The sequence below is a fragment of the Serratia sp. MF1(2023) genome (genome assembly GCF_030954545.1).
GTDB lineage: Bacteria > Pseudomonadota > Gammaproteobacteria > Enterobacterales > Enterobacteriaceae > Serratia > Serratia sarumanii.
On the sequence record NZ_JAVHUX010000048.1, the window covers coordinates 117,844 to 137,866 of the forward strand.

The window sequence follows — 20,023 nt, forward strand, 5'->3', positions numbered from 1 at the left end:
TGAATTTTAAAATGTGATCTCACTCACTGACTTCCATAGGGAATAACACGCCATGTCTGCAAAAACAGGGCCCGGTGGTCATCATGTTATTTTTGATGGCGCGGGCATCGGTGACTTTTGTCCTGAAACGTCGCTGCTTGAAAACTTTGAAAGATTAAATATCGACATCCCCAACCTATGCCGAAAGGGGAGGTGCGGCTGTTGCAAATTACTTCTAATCAGCGGAAATATACGCCATGAAAAACAGAGTGCCTTATGCGAAGAGGAGTTAGAAGAGAATATTATTCTAGCCTGCTGTGCCTATTCACAATCGGATATTGAAATAGAACTCTATTAATAAGGATTAACCGATGAGCCTCATTGAAACCACGTTGAAAAAATGGGATCGCGCCGCGATTGTCCGCTCCCGTCCTCGTCGCCTTCTCAACGAACAGGACAGCCAATCAACCCTTTTCTTCCCCTTGGAACGTCTGCCGCTGTGCCTCCATCCGCGTGTTGCCGCGCTCGGTGAACAAGCATTGCGCTATATTCAGGTGCAAACCCTCTACCACTACCTGAATGGCATCGCCAACATCGAGTTGGATATCATCAATGATTCCAGTTACAAGCTCTACAAAAACGCGGTCGGCGTAGACTTTCCGCTTGAAATGCGCTTAGACGCGCTGACCGTGGTCGTGGATGAGTCCTATCACGCCCTGGTGGCGCTGGATCTGATCAATCAGGTAGAGCAGATGACGTCCATTGCGCCGCTGCCGATGCCAAAAGACACCGAGGCTTCCTATGCCCTGGCGCAATCGTTGGCAATGGGGGACGAACGGCTGCGCGAACTGCTGCGACTGGTGTGCGTGTCTCTGTCGGAGCAGGCGCTGACGACCGATCTTATCGATGTGATCAACAACGAAGATATTTTCCCGACCTTCTATCTGGTGATGAAAGATCACGTTGCGGATGAAGGCCGCCATGCCCGCTTCTCACAGCAGGTGCTAAGCCATATCTGGCGCCACAGCGACGCGGCGACCAAGCAAGCGTTGCAACAACCGATTTTGGCTTTCCTGGAAGGCTACGCAACCGACGCTATCGCCAAAGATTTCAGCGCCTGCATGTTGCGCCAACTCGGTCTGGCCGAAGCGGAAATTATCGACATCATCGCAGATACTTATCCAGCAACGCATGTTAAACCGTGGGAAACCAATAATATCGTCACGGAACAAATGCTGGTGGCACTGAATAAATCAGGCATTCTGGCCGATTTGCCTATCGCCGATGCGCTGCATGCAAAAATCTAATTAACCGGCATAAAAAGTCAGCACCCTTTGATATTCCGCAAGGGAAATCATTATTCTCAGGAAGCAAAAATGGAATTACTTCATATTGGCTATTTCGGCGACAGTGCCTGCGGTAAATTATTAACAGACGAAATCCAGGAATACGGCCATCAGGTTAGTTTTATCAGTCTCGAACGCCGTCCAATCGAAAAATTCGATCTTATTATCACCACTGAAAATAACGCTGAAACAATACGACGGCTGCAACAGCAGGGAAAAAATCTGCTGACGATCGTAACCAATAAAAAAAATATTAGCGACATTGATACCCTGCAAAACCAAGAACACTTTTCTCTGTACTTTAGCTCCGCCGGCCAAACCGCTTATCTGTGCGACGCGCTGTCCGATATGGCCGCAGGCGCCCAACTTCCCCTGCTGCAGGAAAAGCTTGTCGACATTGTGGTCGAGCTTTCGCGTGGCGGCTTACCGCACGCGCAAGACACTCCCTACCGTTTGGCGCGTAAATACTATGCCGAATCACCGACGCGCATGCGCGAGTTGACCGCATTGCTGATGGAACGCCTTGGCGATCAGATGCAGGGGCGTTGCGGCAGCGATCTCTGCCATCTCACCTGGCAACCCGGCGCCGACTTCCATACGCTGCCGGTGGCGGACATCACGTCCCCCGCACAGCTGCAACATTTCTTCTTTAATGAAACCGGCGCGCTCAAACAGGGGCGCTATGCCCAGCCACGAGCGATGGTCGACGTAGCGGCTTGCGGTGACGGCACTCAGCTTACCCTGTATGGCGACGACATGCGTTTCAACGCGTTCACCGACTATCTTGACGCGCTATTGGCAGATCCGGCCGATCCCGTCGCCGCGCCCATTGTTACTCAACCTCAAACGTTGCATCGCCTGAGCCAATTCAACGCAACCGACGATGCCAAGCTGCTGGCGCACGACGTCATCGCTTTGTTCCGCCACGCCGCCGCCGCTCATCCGCAACAGGCCGCGCTGCATGCCGATGGCCAGATATACAGCTATGGCGAGATCGATCGCGCCTCGGATCAGTTTGCCTGTTGGCTGCTTGAACACAGCGGGGCCGCCAGCTCGGTCGTCGCCGTCTCGATGGACAAGTCAGCGACGCTGCTGATCGTGCTGTTGGGGATACTGAAAAGCAATAAAACCTATGTACTGCTCGATCCGCAGGCGCCAGCGGCGCGCAATCAAAGCATTCTTGACGATGTGCAGCCTGCGCTGATTTTGGCCGACTCGCCGTTGCACTCTGGCGACGCGCCGTGCATTGCGCCATCAAGCATTGACTACCGTTCGCTGAACATCCATGCGGAGCAACTCCCTCAATCGCGAGACGCACTGGCCTACGTCTGCTATACCTCCGGGACGACCGGCAAACCCAAAGGCGTCATGATAGGGCGTGAGGGCCTGAGCAACGTGGCGCAAAACCACCGCGATTTCATTGGCCTGGCGCAAGGCAGTCGCGTGCTGGCCATCGCCTCGTTGGGTTTCGACGCCTTCGGCTGGGACGTCTATGGCGCGTTGGTCAGCGGTGCGACGCTTTATCTGGCGCCCTCGGAGCTGCATACCGATGTCGGCGCGCTGCACGATTATCTGACTCGACACGATATCGGCCATATCACTATTACACCGGCAATTCTGGAATTATTGCCCCGCGAAATGTGGCCGGGACTGCGGACAATGATCGTCATGGGAGACGCACCGCCAGCGGACGTCGTCACCTGGTGGGCCGAGCGCACCCGATTGTGCAACGGTTACGGGCCGACCGAGGCTTCCATTGCCACTTCGCTGTGCGAGTATCGTCCAGGCGTTCCCTGGAACTGCATTGGCAAACCGCTGAAAAACTACCGTTGTCACATCCTTGATCCCCACCACAATCCACTGCCGGTCGGTTTTGAGGGCGAACTGTGCATCGCCGGCAGCGGCCTGGCGCACGGTTACCTGCATCAAGAGGCGCTGAGCGCAGAGAAGTTCATTACCTGTCGGCTACCGTATATGGCGGCCGAAGAGCGCCTTTATCAAACCGGTGACATCGCCAAATGGGACGAACAGGGCAACATTATTTTCGTCGGCCGCCGTGATCACCAGGTGAAGATACGCGGTGTACGCATCGAAATGGGTGAAGTGGAAAGCGCCGTCCGCAGTCACCCCCTGGTTGAAAGCGCCTGCGTGGTGGCTCGCAGCCAGCCCTCGGGCAAAATTCTCGCCGCCTTCGTACAACCCGCTTCGCCTGAGCTGACGATCGACGCGCTGCGTCACGCGTTGGTCACACAGCTCCACCCCGCTGCGATCCCCAGCGTCTTTATTTTCTTGCCGGCGCTGCCGCTGACCATCAATGGCAAGATCGCCCGTCAACAGTTGGAAAACTGGCCGCTGGATGAACGAAATGAGCGCCTGACGCCACCGGAAACAGAAACTGAGGCCATTCTCGAGCGCATCGTGGCCAACGCCATCGGCTGTCCGCAAGCCGACGTCACACAGGAGTTCATCAACCTGGGCGCACACTCGCTGACAATGAGCAAAATCGTCGCGCTCGTCGCACGCGATCTTTGCTGCCACCTGAGCATCGCCGATCTGTTCCGCCATAATACGGTACGCAAACTGGCCGAATATATCGAGAATAAGGCCGTTGCCGCGGAGCGCGCCATCGCGATCTGCGACGAACGCCGCGCGCCGCTCAGCCCTCAGCAGAACCTGCTCTGGTACCTGAGCGCATTGAATCCTGACGACTGCAGTTACAACCTGCCGCTGGCGATAGACATCCAGGGCTCGCTCGATCTGGCGCGCTTTGAACAGGCGATCAATTTTATCTATGAAAAACATGAAAGCCTGCGCACTCGCTTCGCCGAAACCGACGGTGTCGCCTATCAGTTGGCAGAACCGCATACCCCGATTCGTCTTGCCGACCACTGGGTGGAAGGCCAAACGCTGTCGGCAGAGAAGTGGGTGCGCCAACTGTGTGCCACGCCTTTCGACATCACCGCTCGGCCGCCGCTGGTGCTTCGGCTGGTACAGTATCATCAGCAGCACCATGTTTTGATTTGGGTAAAACACAACATAATTACCGACGCCTGGAGCGAACAGCTGATCCTTAACGATCTGTGGCAGCGCTATAACGAGCTCGACGATCACAATGGGGTTGACGCGCCGCAACCGCAGATCCAAACCATTGACATCGTCAACAGCGGCATCGCGCCACCTGCGCCGGCGGATGTCGCTTACTGGCAACAGCAACTGCAAGGCTGCCGCGAACTGGACTTCCCGCTGGATAAACCACGCCCGCTAATGCCGACACACGCCGGAGAACGCATCCATTATCAGCTGCAGCCCGACGTGGCCGGTCTGCTGGCGTCACGGGGCAAAGCGCTGGGCGCCACGCCTTTCGCCTTGCTCTGCGCGGCATTAAGTTTACTGCTCAGCCGTTATACCCAGCAGCAGGATATCGTCATCGGCACCGCCATCGCAGCGCGGGACAACCTGGATCAGGCGCAGGTCAGCGGCTTCCATGTCAATACCGTACCGCTGCGTATCCAACTGAGCGAACAGGACACCCTGGCCGAGCTGATCGGTAACATGATGGAAACCTGTATCGGCGCCTATCAGCATCAGCAGCTCTCGTTCGACCGGATCTTGCACCAGATCGAATATGAGCGGATGTCGAACAAAAATCCGTTATTCCAAATCATGGCGATCCTGCAGAACGCCGGCGACGTATGCCAACAAAACCTGCACGATTGCACGCTGCATCGCTTGCCGCTTTCGTCCGGCTTCTCGATGTTCGATATGACCTGGAACTTTAGTGTGGAACAGGACGCCGTCGCCATCGAACTCGATTACGCCAGCGAACTGTTTTATCCCGCCAGCATGCAGATGCTGTTGGACAACTATCAGCAAACGCTGCGGCAACTGCTCACCCTGCCGGCCAACACGGCGCAGCGTGCTCTCAACCCGCTATGCGAACGGGAGCAACATTGGCTGCAACAGTTGGCCGTCAGTTCGGACGCAGGTTCAGGTGACTCGCTGCTGGTGCAAATTGATCGCTTGGCACAAACCCAGCCTGACAGCCTCGCCGTCAGCTGCGAACGGCAACAGTACAGCTACCGTCAGCTGTGGGCGCAGTCTGAGCGCATCGCGCATGCATTGCAGCGCATCGACAGCAAGCCTTTTTCGGTCGGCGTCATGATGGAGAAAAGTTGCCACGTCGCCGTACTCCTGCTCGGCGTGCTGAGAGCCGGCAAACACTACGTGCCGATTGACGTACACTACCCGGCCGACCGCGTGAGCTACATGATCGAGAACGCGCAAGCCCGGTTGCTGGTGACCGATGGTGAGCCAGAACAACGTTGGGCCAGTCCCGCTGTCGGTTTCGACTCGCTGGTTTCTCAACCTGCAGCGGCCGACACATTGCCGATCCCAGCCGACGATACGCTGGCCTACATCATGTACACCTCAGGCTCAACCGGTAACCCCAAAGGCGTGATGATCACCCACGGCAACCTGAATAATTTCACCCACGACTTCGTCGGGCGGCTGGCGCTGAGCGCGAGCGATAAGGTGCTCAGCCTGACCAGCATCAGTTTCGATATTTTTGGGTTGGAACTGTTCTGCTCGCTGGCCGGCGGCGCGCACGTCACGCTGTGTCCACGAGAAACCGCCATGGATCCGGTCAAGTTGTATCACTTTATCGAGCGACAGCAGCCCAGCGTGATTCAAGCGACACCTACCGTCTGGAGCACCATCGTCCACCATCTGCCGGCGGCGGGCCAGCGCCCCCTGACCGTGCTGTGCGGCGGCGAGAAGATGCCGGCGGCCTTGTTGACGCAATTGCGACGCATCGCGACACGGGTGCTGCAGGTGTATGGCCCGACGGAAACCACCATCTGGTCGACCTGCGCCGATCTGACTCACGAAGGCGCGAGCGACTGTATCGGCACGCCGATACAGTCGACTGACGTTCTGGTCATGGATCAGGCCGGCAACCCGATGCCAAGCGGCGCATTTGGTGAGCTATGGCTGGGCGGCGCAGGGGTATCACCGGGGTATTGGCGCAACCCGACGCTGAGCGATAAGGTCTTTCTACGGCGCCAGGCGTTCGGCACCGAGCGCTATATGTACCGCACCGGCGACATTGTGCGGTTTAATCGTCAGGGGCAGCTGGAATACCTCGGCCGGAACGATCACCAGGTCAAAATTCGCGGCCACCGCATCGAATTGAGCGAAATCGATCTCAGTTTATCCTCTCTCGACAATATCGAGCGGTCGCTCAGCTTAATTGTCGGTGAAGGCCAGCAGGCCCGCATCGTCAGCTACCTGCAGTTAACGCCGGGAGAGGAGCTGAATGAAAAAGCGGTGCGCACGGCGCTGAAAGCTCGCTTGCCGAATATCATGATCCCGTCCGGTTTTGTGGTGCTGTCGGCCTTCCCGCTCACCAACAACAATAAAATCGACATTCGTCGGCTACCGGCGCCGGAAACCCGCTACTCGGCTTCCGAAGCGGACTACACGCCTGCGGCCAACGAGGCGGAAAGCGCCATGCAGCATATCTGGCAACAAGTCTTGTCGCAGACGCAGATCAGCGTCTGCGACAGCTTCTTCAGCCTGGGTGGAAATTCACTGCAGATCCCGCAACTGCTGCACGCCATTCGTCAACAGATGGGCGTCTCGCTGACTATCCGCGAATTCATCATGCACAGCCAGATCCGCGAACTCACCGCGCTGGCCTTGAGCAAAACTGCCGGGGTCGCCGATGAAACGCATTGAGGTGTACCACCATGGACGTTGTCATCACCTTGACTACCGAGAGCCGCTGCGGCTCTCGGCCAGGCTGGACTTCACCGATAACCCGACCAACCTTTATGGCGTGGCCCCCGCCGATTCGGCGCCGCTGAGTTACGGCGATACCGTCGCCAGCGTGCGTCATGGCGGGGTCTGCAACGCCGAGCGTATCAGCCTGGTGCCACACTGCCACGGCACGCACACCGAATGCATCGGCCATATTCTTGCTGAAACGCACAACGTGGCGGATTTGCCGCTTGAACCGTTCATCGCCGCCACCCTGATTCGCGTCAGGCCGCAACGCGCGGACGGGACCACGGAGAGCTATAACGCCAGCGCTGCCTCTGAAGATTGGCTGATTACCCGGGCGGCGCTCGATGACGCGCTGGCGCCGTTGTCGGGCGACTACCTGCAGGCTTTGGTGATAGCGGTCGAGACGCCGAGCGATTTCTGCGCCGCAGCCTGTGCGCCCTACTTCAGCCATCAAGCTCTGGCGCGCATTGTCGAACTCGGCGTCCAGCATCTGTTGGTGGATATTCCGTCGATCGACCGGCTATACGACGGCGGACGCATGGACAACCATCGCCGTTTTTGGGGGCTTGATGCCCCCGACAGGCCGCACTCCGGGCGCAAATACGCCTCCGTGACCGAGCTGGTTCAGGTTCCCGCACACGCCGCGGCGGGACACTATTTTCTGACCATTCAACTGCCGGATTTGAGCGGGGATGCCCTTCCCAGTCGGCCCGTCCTATTTTCGTTTTCTACAGGGAAAGTGACATCATGAATTACGCCAGCTATCTGCAGCTAAACCAGCTGCTGTCACTGCAACAGCCAGCCTCGCCGTCTGCGGAACACCGCAATGAAAACTTGTTTATCATCACTCATCAAACCTACGAGCTCTGGTTCAAGCAGTTGATCGATGAGCTTCATCTGGCGATTGCGCTGATCGAAGAAGGAGATATACCGGCGGCGATCGAAACGATGACGCGCGTCAATGCCATTACCCAAACCGTGGTGAATCAGATCGCCGTGATTTGCACGCTGAAGTTTCATGAATTCCAGCGTTTTCGCAGCTATCTCGGCACCGCCAGCGGTTTCCAATCCTACCAGTTTGCCGGCATAGAAGCGCTGCTCGGCAAGGAAAACCCAAAGAAGCTACAACAGTATCAAGGTGATGAAGAGGCTCAGCGCCGATTGGCGGCTATTATCCAACCGGTTTCCCTATGGCAGGCGATACGCGGCCACCTGATGCGTCTCAATGACCAGCCCAATCAGGCGGCGCAAGGCTTCGACGACATCATCAGGCAATCGCTGACGCGTTCAGGCTGCGAGTCGCTGCTGCTCAACCAACTGCTTGATTTGGATTCACTGCTGCAAGAGTGGCGTTACCGCCATGTGAAACTGGTGGAGCGGACGATCGGGCAGCGGAAAGGTACCGGCGGTTCATCGGGTTCGGACTATCTTAAATCTACGCTGTTCACGCCGATCTTCGATGAATTGTGGAACGCCATCAACTGAGTGCATTCCCTTAACGCCAAGGAAGCCCAGGCTTCCTTGGCACCCCTGAAAATACGGATTTTCGCCATGCATTGCACCCACTTCCCCAACGCCCCCCTCGGCCTGAAACCGCTGACGCCGGGACGCCAGGGCAGCCTGCGGCTGATCGCTTTTCCCCACGCCAGCGCCGGAGCCACTGCCTTTCAGCGATGGGGCCCCGCGTTGCATCAGGACATCGAACTCTATGCCGTGCAATACCCCGGTCGAGAGGAGCGGGCGCACGAAGCGCCGCTCTGCCAACCCCAATCGCTCATCAATCAACTGATACCGGCACTGCAGCCACTGCAGGATAAACCGCTGATCTTTTTCGGCCACAGTCTTGGCGGACGGGTTGCGCTGGCGTTAGCGATGGCGCTGCCCCAACCGCCGCTGCAGTTGATCATTTCCGCCTGTTCATCGCCCTTTCTGGCGCGCCACAGCCAGTTGCTGAGGATGCCTCGTGCCGCTTTGCTGAACGCGCTTTGTGCCGGCGAGGGCCTGGATGAGTCTCTCATCGGCGACAGCGCGCTGGTCGATTACTATCTGCCGCTGATCCGTGCCGATCTGTTGCTGTCCAGCCAATTGCTTTTCCCTGCGCAACCGGGTTACCACGCCCCGCTGGCGATGTTCTATGGTGAAAACGACGAGTTGATCGATCGGCAGGATTTGCTCGACTGGCGCCGGATCGCGCAAGGCGATTTTCAGCAGCGCACTTTTGCCGGCGGACATATGTATATCACCACGCAGCGCGAGGCGGTGATAGCCGGCGTTCACCAGTTGCTGGCGGGCCGCCTGAGCGAACCGGCCAGCCGGTAACACTCAGGCGTTTTCACGCTCAGGCAACGCCAAACGGCGCTCGTTGTGCACCACCCGCCACGCCAACAGCAGCACGCACAGGCTGCAGAGCGACAGCACGGCGCCCAGGTGCTGCGACAGCCCGGCCAGCACCAAGCCACCGCCTAGCATCAGGTAATACATCAGGCCAAGGATCGCGCCGGCGGTGCCCATGCAGTCTTTATAATGCCGCAGCGCGCGCGCCAGAATATTGGGAATGGCGATGCCGTACGCCATCACCACCAGCATCATCGGCAGAACGAACCACAAGCTCCCTTCCAGCAGCAGTACCAGCAGGCCGCCGGCCAGTGACAAAACGCAGGCCAGCATCAACAACGCGGGGAACAGCCAGTGTTTGCCGATCAAAAACTTGTTGATCGCCGCGCCGATACCGACCCCGGCCGCCAACACCAAACCGGTATAACCGAACCACTGCGCCGGCAGTTCCAACGCCGAGAAGTGGAATGGCGCCAGCTGGTAATAGCTGAACATGCAAATATTGAACAACGCCACCAGCAGCGCACTGAGCCAAATATCCCCGTCCTTGATCATCCGCCCCAGCGTGCCGAAAAATGAATGCCTCACCACCTGTTGCGGACGCGTCTCCGGCAGTTGCCAACCGGCATAGCCCAGCAACAGCGCCGCCAACAGCGCCAAACCGCCAAACACCCCCTGATAGCCCCAGTAATGAGTCAACACTGCGCCGCTCAATACGCCAACCGCCGGGCTGATCGCCATGGCGATCCCCATCACCGAGAACACCCGCGCCAACTCATAACCGTCGAAGCGATCGCGAATCGCCGTTTGCGTCCCGACCGAACCGACCGCCGCGCCAAAGGCGGCCAGCACCCGCGCCGCCAGCAGCACGCTGAAGCTGCCGCTGAACAGTGCGACGATAGAAGCCAGCAGATAGAGCGTCAGCCCGGCCAAAATGGTGGGACGGCGTCCGATAACGTCGCACATCCGCCCCCAAACCACCACGCCCAGCGCAAAGGCGAAAAAGTAGCAAGAGAGCGTTTGCGCCGCCATTTCCGCACTTACCCGGAAACCGTGCGCAATGTGCGTCAATGCCGGGCTGTAGATGGTCTCCACCACCTGGGGAAACATCATCATCGACGTCGCCAATGTCAGAGTCAGCTTACGTTGCATAACAGATCCTGTAGCCAAGAATAAGCTGCACAAGGTAGCATCTGCTCCCGGCGCCGATTACAATATAAAAGACAATAAATTTACAAAATCGGACATACTATGGCGTGGCTTCAGGCGCAGGACAGTTTTAATCCGGATACGCTCGACAACGGCGTGCTCGGGATCGCCGCCGAACTGGCGCAGCACGACTCTGGCACGCATTGGCATGACAGGGGCCAGTTGCTGTTCTGTCAGCAAGGCAGCATGCGTATCACGCTCAACCAAAGCATCTGTATGCTGCCGCCGGGCAGAGTTGCCTGGATCCCGCCGCAAGTGGCTCACCGCGTTCAGGTCAACGGCGTAGTCGGTTACCGTTCGCTTTATCTCGACGCCGATCGCTATGCCTGTCTGCCTGCGCAGCTTGCCGTACTGACAGCCTCGCCGCTGCTGCGCGAGGTGTTGGAACGCATCGCGTTCGCCGCATTCGACACCGACTGGCAGCATGGGCCTCACGCCAATATTCTGGCGGTCTGCCTGGACGAGATCGCCGCCGCGCCGCGCGAACTGACGTTGCTGCCGCTGCCCAGCGACCGGCGCCTGCGCCATCTGGCCAATCTGGACATGCTTCCGCCGCTGCACGAGCTATCGCGCTACAGCGGCGCTTCCGAGAAAACCATCAGCCGGATTTTCCGCCGTGAAACCGGCCTCAGTTATCAACAGTGGCGTCAGCAATGGCGCCTGATCAAAGCAATAGAGATGCTGGCCGCAGGGCTGAGCCAATCCGACGTCGCCGGTCGGCTGGCGTTTTCCAGCGACAGCGCCTTCGCCACTTTTTTCAAGAATATGGTGGGCTGCCCGCCGAGGGCGTATATGGAGAGAAGAAAGTAAGAGGTCGTCTAAAACGGCAACGCCGACAGAATGCGTTGATGGGGAGGAAAAAAGCGACGGCGGAAACGGCGCCCCCGCGACAAGCGAGAAACGCCGTTCCGCTACGCCCTTATCGATAGACGATCTCGCCCTTCGGCTCGTAGGCCGCCGCATCCAGCGGTGAATGTTTCTCGATGTACTGCTTCAACACCTCGGCGTCGATAAAGCCGGTGTTGACGTAGCTCGGCAGCCCGTCCAGCTTCGGATAACCGTCGCCGCCCAGCGCGTTGAAGTTCAGCGTCGCCATGCGGTAGGTTTTATCCGCCTGCAGCGGCTGGCCGTTGATCTTCACCTCGCTGACGCCCTTGCCGTCCGCCACCAGGCTGACGTTGGCGAACTGGGCGTAGGCGCCGGAATCCGGCTTCATGTTGGCCACCACCGCCAGGTACTGCTCAACCTCGCTGCCTTTCATATCGACATGCACCAGGGTGTTGCCGAACGGCTGTACCTTGAGCACGTTCTTATAGGTGATATCGCCGCTTTCAATCGAATCGCGCACCCCGCCGCCGCTCATCACCGCGAAGTCGGCATCGGCGCGCTCCCTCTGCGCCGCCAGCATCACCCGCGCCAGGTTGGTCTGCACGAAGCGCACCTTGCTGCGATCGCCCTCCAGCTTGCCGTTAACGCTGCCGATCTTCACGCCCAACTGCGCCTTGCCCTTCTCCTGGAACGGCGTCAGCAGTTTCATCATGGTCGGGTCTTCCGCGATCTGCTGGGTGTAGTACACCCGCTCGCTGGTGCCGTCCGCCTTCTCCACCTTCTTCTTCAGGTTTACCGGGATCAGCTGATAATGCACCAGCTTCAGCTCACCGTTGCGGAATTCGAAGTCGGCGCGGCCCAAGTATTTGCCCCACTCGTGCGCCTGCACGATCCAGGTGCCGTTCTGGCGATCCGGCGAGCACGGCGTGCCCGGCACGTAATCTGCCTGTTTGCGGTTGTCGCCGGCCATGCACACCGGATCCTGCGAGTGGCCGCCGACAATCATGTCGAGATACCCGGCCGGCAGGCTGCGCGCCATTTCCACGTCGCCCGGCGCGTTCGAGCCGTGTTCGCCGTTGTCGTAGTGCCCCATATGGGTGGCGGCGATAATCACGTCCGGCTTCTCGTCCTTACGCAGTTGCTCCACCACCTGCTTCGCCTCCTGCGCCGGCACGCGGAACTCCATGTCAGTGAAGTACTCCGGGTTGCCTATCTTGGCGGTGTCGTCGGTCGTCAGGCCGATCACCGCAATCTTGATGCCCTGCTTGTCGAACAAGGCGTAAGGCTTGAACAGGCGCTGGCCGGTGCTTTTCTGATAGATATTGGCGGACAGCAGCGGGAAGGTCGCCCATTTTTCCTGCTGCCGCAGCACGCTCAGCGGGTTGTCGAATTCGTGGTTGCCGATCGCCATCGCGTCGTAACCCACCAGGTTCATGCCACGGAAGTCCGGCTCGGCGTCCTGCAAATCCGATTCCGGCACGCCGGTGTTGATATCGCCGCCGGACAGCAACAGCAGGCTGCCGCCCTGCGCCGCCACTTCCTGACGAATGCCGTCCACCAACGTTTTCTGCGCGCCCAGGCCGTATTCGCCATGATCGTTCTGCCAGAAGTGACCGTGATGGTCGTTGGTATGCAGAATGGTGATGGCGTAGGTCTTATCCTTTTCCCAGGCACTGGCGGCCCCCGACAGCAACGTCAGGGAAACGGCCAACGCACATGCGGTGGTTTTCAGCGAAAAACGCATGGCGGATCTCCGTGTATTAAATGGCTTTTATGATGAGGGCGAAATTGTAGCGCGAATCAATGACAGCTGATTTCAAATTTTTGCGATGTGAGTCTGATTATTTCAGATATGGTAAAAATTGCGCACCCTGCCTAAGATGTCTTCTCTGTGCTCAACAACTTATCAGGCTAATAATAATATGACCGACAGTAGCCAAAGCGCGATGCCGCCCGCCAAGGGCAGTGCGGTGAAAGGCACCGCCTTCTCGATCCTCGGCGCCATCAGCGTGTCTCACCTGCTCAACGATATGATCCAATCGCTGATTCTGGCGATTTACCCGATCCTGCAAGCCGATTTTCACCTCAGCTTCGTGCAGATCGGCATGATCACCCTGACCTATCAGCTGACGGCCTCGCTGCTGCAGCCGCTGATTGGTTATTACACCGATAAACACCCGCAGCCTTATTCGTTGCCGATCGGCATGGGCTTTACCCTGTCCGGCCTGCTGCTGCTGTCGGTGGCGAGCACCTTCCCGCTGGTGCTGCTGGCGGCGGCGCTGGTGGGCACCGGCTCATCGGTGTTCCACCCGGAATCCTCGCGCGTGGCGCGCATGGCCTCCGGCGGGCGGCACGGCCTGGCGCAGTCGCTGTTCCAGGTCGGCGGCAACTTCGGCAGCTCGCTAGGCCCGCTGCTGGCTGCGCTGATCATCGCGCCTTACGGCAAGGGTAACGTCGCCTGGTTCACGCTGGCGGCGCTGCTGGCGATCGTGGTGTTGCTGCAGGTCAGCAAGTGGTATCAACATCAGCACCGGGCAACTAAAGGGCAGCCGAAAAGCCCATCAACGCTGAAACCGCTGCCAAAACGTACCGTAGTCTACTCGCTGGGCATCCTGCTGGTGCTGATTTTCTCTAAATACTTCTATCTGGCCAGCATCAGCAGCTATTACACCTTTTATCTGATACATAAATTCGGCGTTTCGGTGCAGAATGCGCAAATTCACCTGTTCGCCTTCCTGTTCGCGGTGGCGGCAGGCACCATTATCGGCGGGCCTCTCGGCGACAAGATAGGGCGAAAATACGTTATTTGGGGCTCTATTCTCGGCGCTGCGCCGTTTACCCTTGTTTTACCTTATGCATCGCTCTATTGGACCGGCATTTTAACGGTGATTATCGGGGTTATTCTCGCCTCGGCGTTCTCCGCCATTTTGGTCTACGCCCAGGAGCTGATCCCCGGCAAGGTGGGCATGGTTTCCGGCTTATTCTTCGGTTTTGCTTTCGGTATGGGCGGATTAGGCGCGGCAGTTCTTGGTTATGTCGCGGATTTGACCAGTATCGAACTGGTCTACCAAATCTGTGCTTTCCTGCCGCTGATCGGCATTATCACCGCACTGCTGCCCAATATGGAGCATAAACCGCAATAACCCCGCGACTAGCCCGGATGAAATTACTTATTCGTCCGGGTTATCTTACGGATAAATCAATGTTATTTTCCATATCTGGCACAAACCCCCCTCATTGCCGCGCCTTAAGTGAAATCCTCTGCCTTTTTACAAAAAAGGCCAAATTAGCCAAGCAAGTCGCGCACAAATGCAATAAACTAAATGTATCTTTTCGTAACTTTGTTGCGTTTCTCCCGTGCCGCGATGCATAGCCAGAAGGAGTATGGATGCATAATTCAACACCGCTCATTACCACCATCGTCGGAGGGTTAGTACTCGCCTTCCTCCTCGGCATGCTGGCGAACCGCCTGCGCATCTCCCCTCTGGTGGGGTATCTGGCCGCAGGCGTGCTCGCCGGCCCGTTCACCCCCGGTTTCGTCGCCGATACCTCATTGGCGCCGGAACTGGCGGAAATCGGCGTTATCCTGTTGATGTTCGGTGTTGGCCTGCACTTCTCTTTGAAAGACCTCCTCGCAGTAAAATCTATCGCCATTCCCGGCGCCGTAGCGCAAATAGCCGTCGCTACCCTGCTCGGCATGGGGCTGTCCAAGCTGCTCGGCTGGGATCTGATCTCCGGCCTGGTGTTCGGCCTCTGCCTCTCCACCGCCAGCACCGTGGTGCTGCTGCGCGCGCTGGAGGAGCGGCAGCTGATCGACAGCCAGCGCGGGCAAATCGCCATCGGCTGGCTGATCGTCGAAGATTTGGCGATGGTGCTGACGCTGGTATTGCTGCCGGCCTTCGGCAACATGCTGGGCAACGACAACGCCAGCAGCAGCCAGCTGCTGATGGAGCTGGCGCTGACCATCGGTAAGGTCATCGCCTTTATCGCGCTGATGATCGTGGTCGGCCGCCGGCTGGTGCCGTGGATCCTGTCAAAAACCGCCAGCACCGGCTCGCGCGAGCTGTTCACCCTGGCGGTATTGGCGCTGGCGCTCGGCATCGCCTACGGCGCGGTGAAGCTGTTCGACGTCTCCTTCGCGCTGGGCGCCTTCTTCGCCGGCATGGTGCTGAACGAGTCCGAACTGAGCCACCGCGCGGCGCACGACACCCTGCCGCTGCGCGACGCATTCGCAGTGCTGTTCTTCGTCTCGGTCGGCATGCTGTTCGATCCGATGATCGTGATTAACGAACCGCTGGCGGTGCTGGCGACGCTGGCGATCATCGTGTTCGGCAAATCCGCCGCCGCGTTCCTGCTGGTGAAAATGTTCGGTCACTCCAAGCGCACCGCGCTGACCATTTCCGCCAGCCTGGCGCAAATCGGCGAGTTCGCCTTTATTCTGGCGGGCCTCGGCATTGCGCTCGGCATGATGTCGGAACACGGCCGCAATCTGGTGCTGGCCGGCGCCATTCTGTCCATCATGCTCAATCCGCTGTTGTTCACCCTGCTGGAACGCTATCTGGCCAAGACCGAAACCATCGAAGACCAAATCCTCGAAGAGGCGGTGGAAGAAGAGAAGCAAATCCCGGTGGATATGTGCAATCACGCGCTGGTGGTCGGCTATGGCCGCGTCGGCAGCCTGCTGGGCGGCAAACTGGCCGAAGCGGGCATCCCGCTGGTGGTGATCGAGAACTCCCGCCCGCGGGTGGAAGCGCTGCGCGAACAGGGCATCAAGACGGTGCTGGGCAATGCCGCCAATCCGGAAGTGATGGATCTGGCGCGGCTCGACTGCGCGCGCTGGCTGCTGCTGACCATCCCCAATGGCTATGAGGCCGGCGAGATCGTCGCCTCGGCGCGCGCCAAGCGGCCGAATATCGAGATCATCGCCCGCGCCCACTACGACGACGAGGTGGCCTACATCACCGATCGCGGCGCCAACCAGGTGGTGATGGGCGAACGGGAGATCGCCAACAGCATGCTGAACATCCTGCAGCTGGACACCCTGAGCGAAGAAGAAAAAATGGGCGGCTGCCCGATCTGAAGCGCCACGCGCGCACAAAAAAAGGTCCGGCATGCCGGACCTTTTCTTTTTCAGCGGGTTAACGCTCCCAGTAAGACTCTTCCAGGCTGTCTTCCCGCTCCGGCAGGCCGCGAGTGAGGCGCGGCGAATGCTGGTTCAACACCTGGTAGCTGACGCGGTTGGCGTATTTGCACACCTGCGCCAGGGAGGAGTAAGTCAGGTAGCTGCGCACGTGCTTGCTGGAGTTCGGCACGTTGTGGCGGTGATAGCCGTTGGCGGCGATATCGTGCAGCAACGCCGACAGCGCGCCGTCGCCGGCGCCGTTGGTGTTCATGATCTTCTCCGGCCCGCCCATATACGGCGCGATGTGCGAATAAACGCGCAGCGGATTTTCACAGTGTTCGCGGCGCATGGCGCGGCTGAATTCGTAGCGGTTGAACTCGGCGATATGCCCCGGCAGCAGCGGGTGCTGGGTCTGGCGCTTGTTGGCCTCTTCGGTGTAGCCCGCCATATACAGGCCGTTCGGCCCGGCGGTGCACAGCACCAGATCCACCCACTCCAGCGCCATGTCCGAGGCGGTCAGCGGATCGCTCAGCCCGGTCAGCTCCAGCGCTTCGTCTTCGTTCATCGCCAGAATCGTCACGTTTTCCTTCAGGAAGTCGCGCCACCACTCTGGGTTGTCGGCAATGACGTACTTGGTGCCCAGCGTCAACACCACCGGCACGTCGTGCTTTTTGGCGTATTCGATCGCCTGCAGGGTGGCAGCCTTCATCGGCTCGCCTTCCTTACAGCGCACCAGATAAGAGCTCAGCACCAGCGCCGACGCGCCGGCGATCACTTCTTCAGGAATGCTTTCCGGGCGCAGCTGGTTCATTTGGCCCGGGTTGATGGCAAAGGTGCGCTCGCCGCTTTCGCCAATCAGCGTGAAACAGCGGCCGATGGCGCCGTCTACGCCCTGCAGATAGTTGAGATCGGTACGGCTGGAGGTATTGCACAGGTAACGGTAGGCGTAGCTGCCGATTTTCACGTTGCTGCACATCACGCCGAGCAGCACCGAGCGATCGTCCGCCAGCACCGAATAGTTGTGCATGGTATTGCCGATGGTGCCGCCGGCGAACTGATGGGTAACCAGGTTGTTTTCATTCAGTTCCTGATACAGCGCCTCGGCGACGTCGTCTTCGATCACCAGAGAGTGGCCCAGGCTCAGGCCGTAGCGCTGGACAAAAGCGTCGTCCACCTTCGCCTCGATATCCACCAGCGTCTGGTCGATGCCGACGATATACGAGGTGCTGATTTCACTTTCGGGCTGGGCCTGCTGCAGAAGCGGATCGCGGGCGCTCACCGGGAAATAGTGTTTGGACTTGCGTTTACCAGGAAATTTCATGTGATTGGCGGTGGTGGCGGTTTAACAAGCGGAGAATGTTAACACATTCCCGCCCGATCACGATGATTCTAATATACAGATTATTGATGATTAGAGGCGCTGCGCCACCAGCTGCTGCATCATATCGATATGCGCCGGCTCGTCGTTCAACGCCGAGATATATTCAAACTTCTCGCCGCCGGCCTCGAGGAAGATCTCGCGGTTCTGCTCCTTGATCTCTTCCAGCGTTTCCAGGCAGTCCGCCGAGAAACCCGGGCAAATCAGCTGAATGTGCTTCACGCCCTGCGCCGGCAGCCCCTTCAGGGTCTCATCGGTGTACGGCGTCAGCCACGGCTCGCGGCCGAAGCGCGATTGGTACGTCATCATCACTCGCTCCGGCGCCAGCGGCAATGTGGCGCTCAGCGCTCGCAGCGTATCCTCGCAGCGCTGCGGGTAGTCGTCGCCCAGCCGTGCATAGCGTTTGGGGATGCCGTGGAACGACAGCACCAACCGATCCGGCTGGCCATGCTCGGCGAACGAGCGCTCCACGCTTTGCTGCAGCGCGGCGATGTAGGCCGGGTGTTCGGCGTAATCGCGGATGAAGGCCACAGAAGGCAAGCGGCGATAGCCTTTCAGCACCCGCGCTACGCCATCCCATACCGCCGCGCTGGTGGAACAGGAATATTGCGGATAGAGCGGCAGCACCACCAGGTTGGTCACGCCCTGCGCCAGCAGCTTGTCGATGGCTTCCGCCAGGCTCGGCGAGCCGTAGCTCATGCCCAGCTCCACCGGCGTATTCGGCATGCGCGCCGCCAGCGCCCGCTGTTGGCGGCGGCTGTACACCAGCAGCGGCGAGCCTTCTTCCATCCACACCGACTGATAGAGCTTCGCCACGCGCGGCGAACGGATCGGCAAGATCGCGCCGTTGAGGATCGGCCACCAGATCAGCGGCGCCGTGTCGACCACGCGATCGTCACTGAGGAATTCCTTCAGATAGCGTTTGACCGCCGACGAGGTCGGCGCATCTGGCGTGCCCAGGTTCACCAGCAATACGCCGTGTTTCTCTTGCTTCATCTCAGTTCCCCTCATTTCCTTTCCGGCCGGCATTCCGTTCTGGGTCGGGATGTCAGCAGCCATTAATGCCGGCTATTGTAACGGAAAAGTCGAGCATCGAAACCGATAACAGCAACAGGCTATGCCTGTGGGCCTCCCCCTTGCGCCAGTCGCCACACCGCCGCCACGTTGCGCGCCGTCACCTGCAGATTGCGATCGGCGCCCGCCAGCGCTTCTTCCAGCGTCACGATGCCATCGAGCACCGAAAACGCCGCGTCGATGCCGTGTTGATGCACCACCTGGTAATCCGACGTCAGGCTGCCGGCGATGGCGATCACCGGCACGCCGTGGCGCTTGGCCACCCGCGCCACGCCGATCGGCGTTTTGCCGTGGATCGACTGGCTGTCCAGCCGGCCTTCCCCGGTGATCACCAGATCGGCATCGCGCACCGCCTCATCCAGGCGCAGGGTTTCGGTGACGATCTCGATGCCCGGCCGCAAGCGCGCGTTGAGCATGCCGAGCAGCGCCGCACCCATGCCGCCCGCCGCGCCCGCCCCTGGCTGGGTGAGCACCGCGCGGCCGGTTTCCCGTTCCAGCAGCTCGCCATAGTGATGCAGCGCCGCATCGAGCTGCGCCACCATCTCCGGCGTCGCTCCCTTCTGCGGCCCGAACACCGCCGAGGCGACGATCTCGCCGGCCTCATAGCCATTGGGGATGGTCAGCAGCAGCCAGCGCGCGCACTCGAGCCGCGCCAGATCCAACACTTCCGGATTGGCGGCAATGCCCACCACCGTCATGAAGCCCTGTTCGAGCAGCGACTCCACCCGCGCCCGGGAGGAGGAAGTCAGGGAGCTGCGCACGTGCTTGCTGGAGTGCGGCACGTTGTGGCGGTGATAGCCGTTGGCGGCGATATCGTGCAGCAACGCCGACAGCGCGCCGTCGCCGCCGTTGGTGTTCATGATCTTCTCCGGCCCGCCCATATACGGCGCGATGTGCGAATAAACGCGCAGCGGATTTTCACAGTGTTCGCGGCGCATGGCGCGGCTGAATTCGTAGCGGTTGAAC

Annotated in this window: 14 protein-coding genes; 9 read left to right on the forward strand and 5 right to left on the reverse strand. The window is 59.2% G+C overall.

The genetic code is table 11. The annotated features are described in order from the left end of the window. Positions 1–52: 52 nt before the first annotated feature. From REA38_RS23595 to REA38_RS23620, 6 genes are all read left to right on the forward strand, one after another. Positions 53–337 (forward strand): 2Fe-2S iron-sulfur cluster binding domain-containing protein, encoded by a 285-nt coding sequence (locus REA38_RS23595; RefSeq protein WP_072071886.1) that lies wholly within the window; start codon positions 53–55, stop codon positions 335–337. A 13-nt stretch (positions 338–350) separates the two neighbouring features. Continuing rightward, complete coding sequence (locus REA38_RS23600) at positions 351–1,286, forward strand: diiron oxygenase (RefSeq protein WP_033647255.1); 936 nt, start codon at positions 351–353, stop codon at positions 1,284–1,286. A 69-nt stretch (positions 1,287–1,355) separates the two neighbouring features. Beyond that, the gene (locus REA38_RS23605) at positions 1,356–7,064 is read left to right on the forward strand and encodes a non-ribosomal peptide synthetase (protein WP_308886737.1); all 5,709 of its coding nucleotides are present in this window, start codon (positions 1,356–1,358) and stop codon (positions 7,062–7,064) included. Continuing rightward, positions 7,051–7,863, forward strand: coding sequence for a cyclase family protein (locus REA38_RS23610; protein ID WP_308886738.1), 813 nt, complete (start codon positions 7,051–7,053; stop codon positions 7,861–7,863). Before REA38_RS23605 ends, REA38_RS23610 begins: the two co-directional genes overlap by 14 nt. Continuing rightward, positions 7,860–8,597, forward strand: coding sequence for a tryptophan 2,3-dioxygenase family protein (locus tag REA38_RS23615; RefSeq protein WP_033647260.1), 738 nt, complete (start codon positions 7,860–7,862; stop codon positions 8,595–8,597). The genes REA38_RS23610 and REA38_RS23615 overlap by 4 nt, the downstream gene beginning before the upstream one ends. A 36-nt stretch (positions 8,598–8,633) precedes the next feature. Beyond that, a complete protein-coding gene (locus REA38_RS23620) occupies positions 8,634–9,431 on the forward strand; it encodes an alpha/beta fold hydrolase (RefSeq protein WP_308886739.1) in 798 nt (265 codons plus the stop codon). Between the two features lie 3 nt (positions 9,432–9,434). Here the strand turns inward: REA38_RS23620 and REA38_RS23625 are convergent, their stop codons facing one another. Then, on the reverse strand, positions 9,435–10,598 hold the full coding sequence (locus REA38_RS23625) for a multidrug effflux MFS transporter (RefSeq protein WP_033647262.1): 1,164 nt from the start codon (positions 10,596–10,598) through the stop codon (positions 9,435–9,437). Between the two features lie 99 nt (positions 10,599–10,697). On the opposite strand from REA38_RS23625, the gene REA38_RS23630 reads away from it, so the two are divergent. Next, positions 10,698–11,465: a helix-turn-helix domain-containing protein gene (locus REA38_RS23630; RefSeq protein ID WP_033637359.1), complete on the forward strand. Its 768-nt coding sequence runs from the start codon at positions 10,698–10,700 to the stop codon at positions 11,463–11,465. Positions 11,466–11,574: 109 nt separating this feature from the next. Here the strand turns inward: REA38_RS23630 and ushA are convergent, their stop codons facing one another. Continuing rightward, a complete protein-coding gene (gene ushA / locus REA38_RS23635) occupies positions 11,575–13,227 on the reverse strand; it encodes a bifunctional UDP-sugar hydrolase/5'-nucleotidase UshA (RefSeq protein ID WP_308886740.1) in 1,653 nt (550 codons plus the stop codon). Between the two features lie 178 nt (positions 13,228–13,405). Between ushA and REA38_RS23640 the strand changes: the two genes are divergently transcribed. Together REA38_RS23640 and ybaL are read left to right on the forward strand one after the other, a co-directional pair. Then, positions 13,406–14,626, forward strand: a complete 1,221-nt coding sequence (locus REA38_RS23640; protein WP_033637357.1) for an MFS transporter — start codon at positions 13,406–13,408, stop codon at positions 14,624–14,626. Between the two features lie 245 nt (positions 14,627–14,871). Then, the gene (gene ybaL, locus REA38_RS23645; protein ID WP_033637356.1) at positions 14,872–16,563 is read left to right on the forward strand and encodes a YbaL family putative K(+) efflux transporter; all 1,692 of its coding nucleotides are present in this window, start codon (positions 14,872–14,874) and stop codon (positions 16,561–16,563) included. 58 nt (positions 16,564–16,621) lie between these two features. Here ybaL and REA38_RS23650 read toward each other — a convergent pair whose 3' ends face one another. The 3 genes from REA38_RS23650 to REA38_RS23660 all read right to left on the reverse strand — a co-directional run. Continuing rightward, entirely contained in the window at positions 16,622–17,926 is a 1,305-nt protein-coding gene (locus REA38_RS23650) for an inosine/guanosine kinase (protein WP_130042483.1), read from the reverse strand. A 90-nt stretch (positions 17,927–18,016) separates the two neighbouring features. Continuing rightward, the gene (gene hemH / locus REA38_RS23655) at positions 18,017–18,979 is read right to left on the reverse strand and encodes a ferrochelatase (RefSeq protein ID WP_033637355.1); all 963 of its coding nucleotides are present in this window, start codon (positions 18,977–18,979) and stop codon (positions 18,017–18,019) included. 119 nt (positions 18,980–19,098) lie between these two features. Beyond that, positions 19,099–20,023 (reverse strand): glycerate kinase (locus REA38_RS23660; protein WP_308886741.1); only part of this gene is annotated, 925 nt, incomplete at its 5' end.

What these genes read in the sequence shown, in the direction of transcription:
- REA38_RS23625 (WP_033647262.1), bottom strand. Translation starts at nt 10,598, where the DNA reads ATGCAACGTAAGCTGACTCTGACATTGGCGACGTCGATGATGATGTTT.
- REA38_RS23630 (WP_033637359.1), top strand. Translation starts at nt 10,698, where the DNA reads ATGGCGTGGCTTCAGGCGCAGGACAGTTTTAATCCGGATACGCTCGAC.
- REA38_RS23615 (WP_033647260.1), top strand. Translation starts at nt 7,860, where the DNA reads ATGAATTACGCCAGCTATCTGCAGCTAAACCAGCTGCTGTCACTGCAA.
- REA38_RS23650 (WP_130042483.1), bottom strand. Translation starts at nt 17,926, where the DNA reads ATGAAATTTCCTGGTAAACGCAAGTCCAAACACTATTTCCCGGTGAGC.
- REA38_RS23640 (WP_033637357.1), top strand. Translation starts at nt 13,406, where the DNA reads ATGACCGACAGTAGCCAAAGCGCGATGCCGCCCGCCAAGGGCAGTGCG.
- REA38_RS23595 (WP_072071886.1), top strand. Translation starts at nt 53, where the DNA reads ATGTCTGCAAAAACAGGGCCCGGTGGTCATCATGTTATTTTTGATGGC.
- REA38_RS23610 (WP_308886738.1), top strand. Translation starts at nt 7,051, where the DNA reads ATGAAACGCATTGAGGTGTACCACCATGGACGTTGTCATCACCTTGAC.
- REA38_RS23605 (WP_308886737.1), top strand. Translation starts at nt 1,356, where the DNA reads ATGGAATTACTTCATATTGGCTATTTCGGCGACAGTGCCTGCGGTAAA.
- ybaL (WP_033637356.1), top strand. Translation starts at nt 14,872, where the DNA reads ATGCATAATTCAACACCGCTCATTACCACCATCGTCGGAGGGTTAGTA.
- REA38_RS23600 (WP_033647255.1), top strand. Translation starts at nt 351, where the DNA reads ATGAGCCTCATTGAAACCACGTTGAAAAAATGGGATCGCGCCGCGATT.
- hemH (WP_033637355.1), bottom strand. Translation starts at nt 18,979, where the DNA reads ATGAAGCAAGAGAAACACGGCGTATTGCTGGTGAACCTGGGCACGCCA.
- ushA (WP_308886740.1), bottom strand. Translation starts at nt 13,227, where the DNA reads ATGCGTTTTTCGCTGAAAACCACCGCATGTGCGTTGGCCGTTTCCCTG.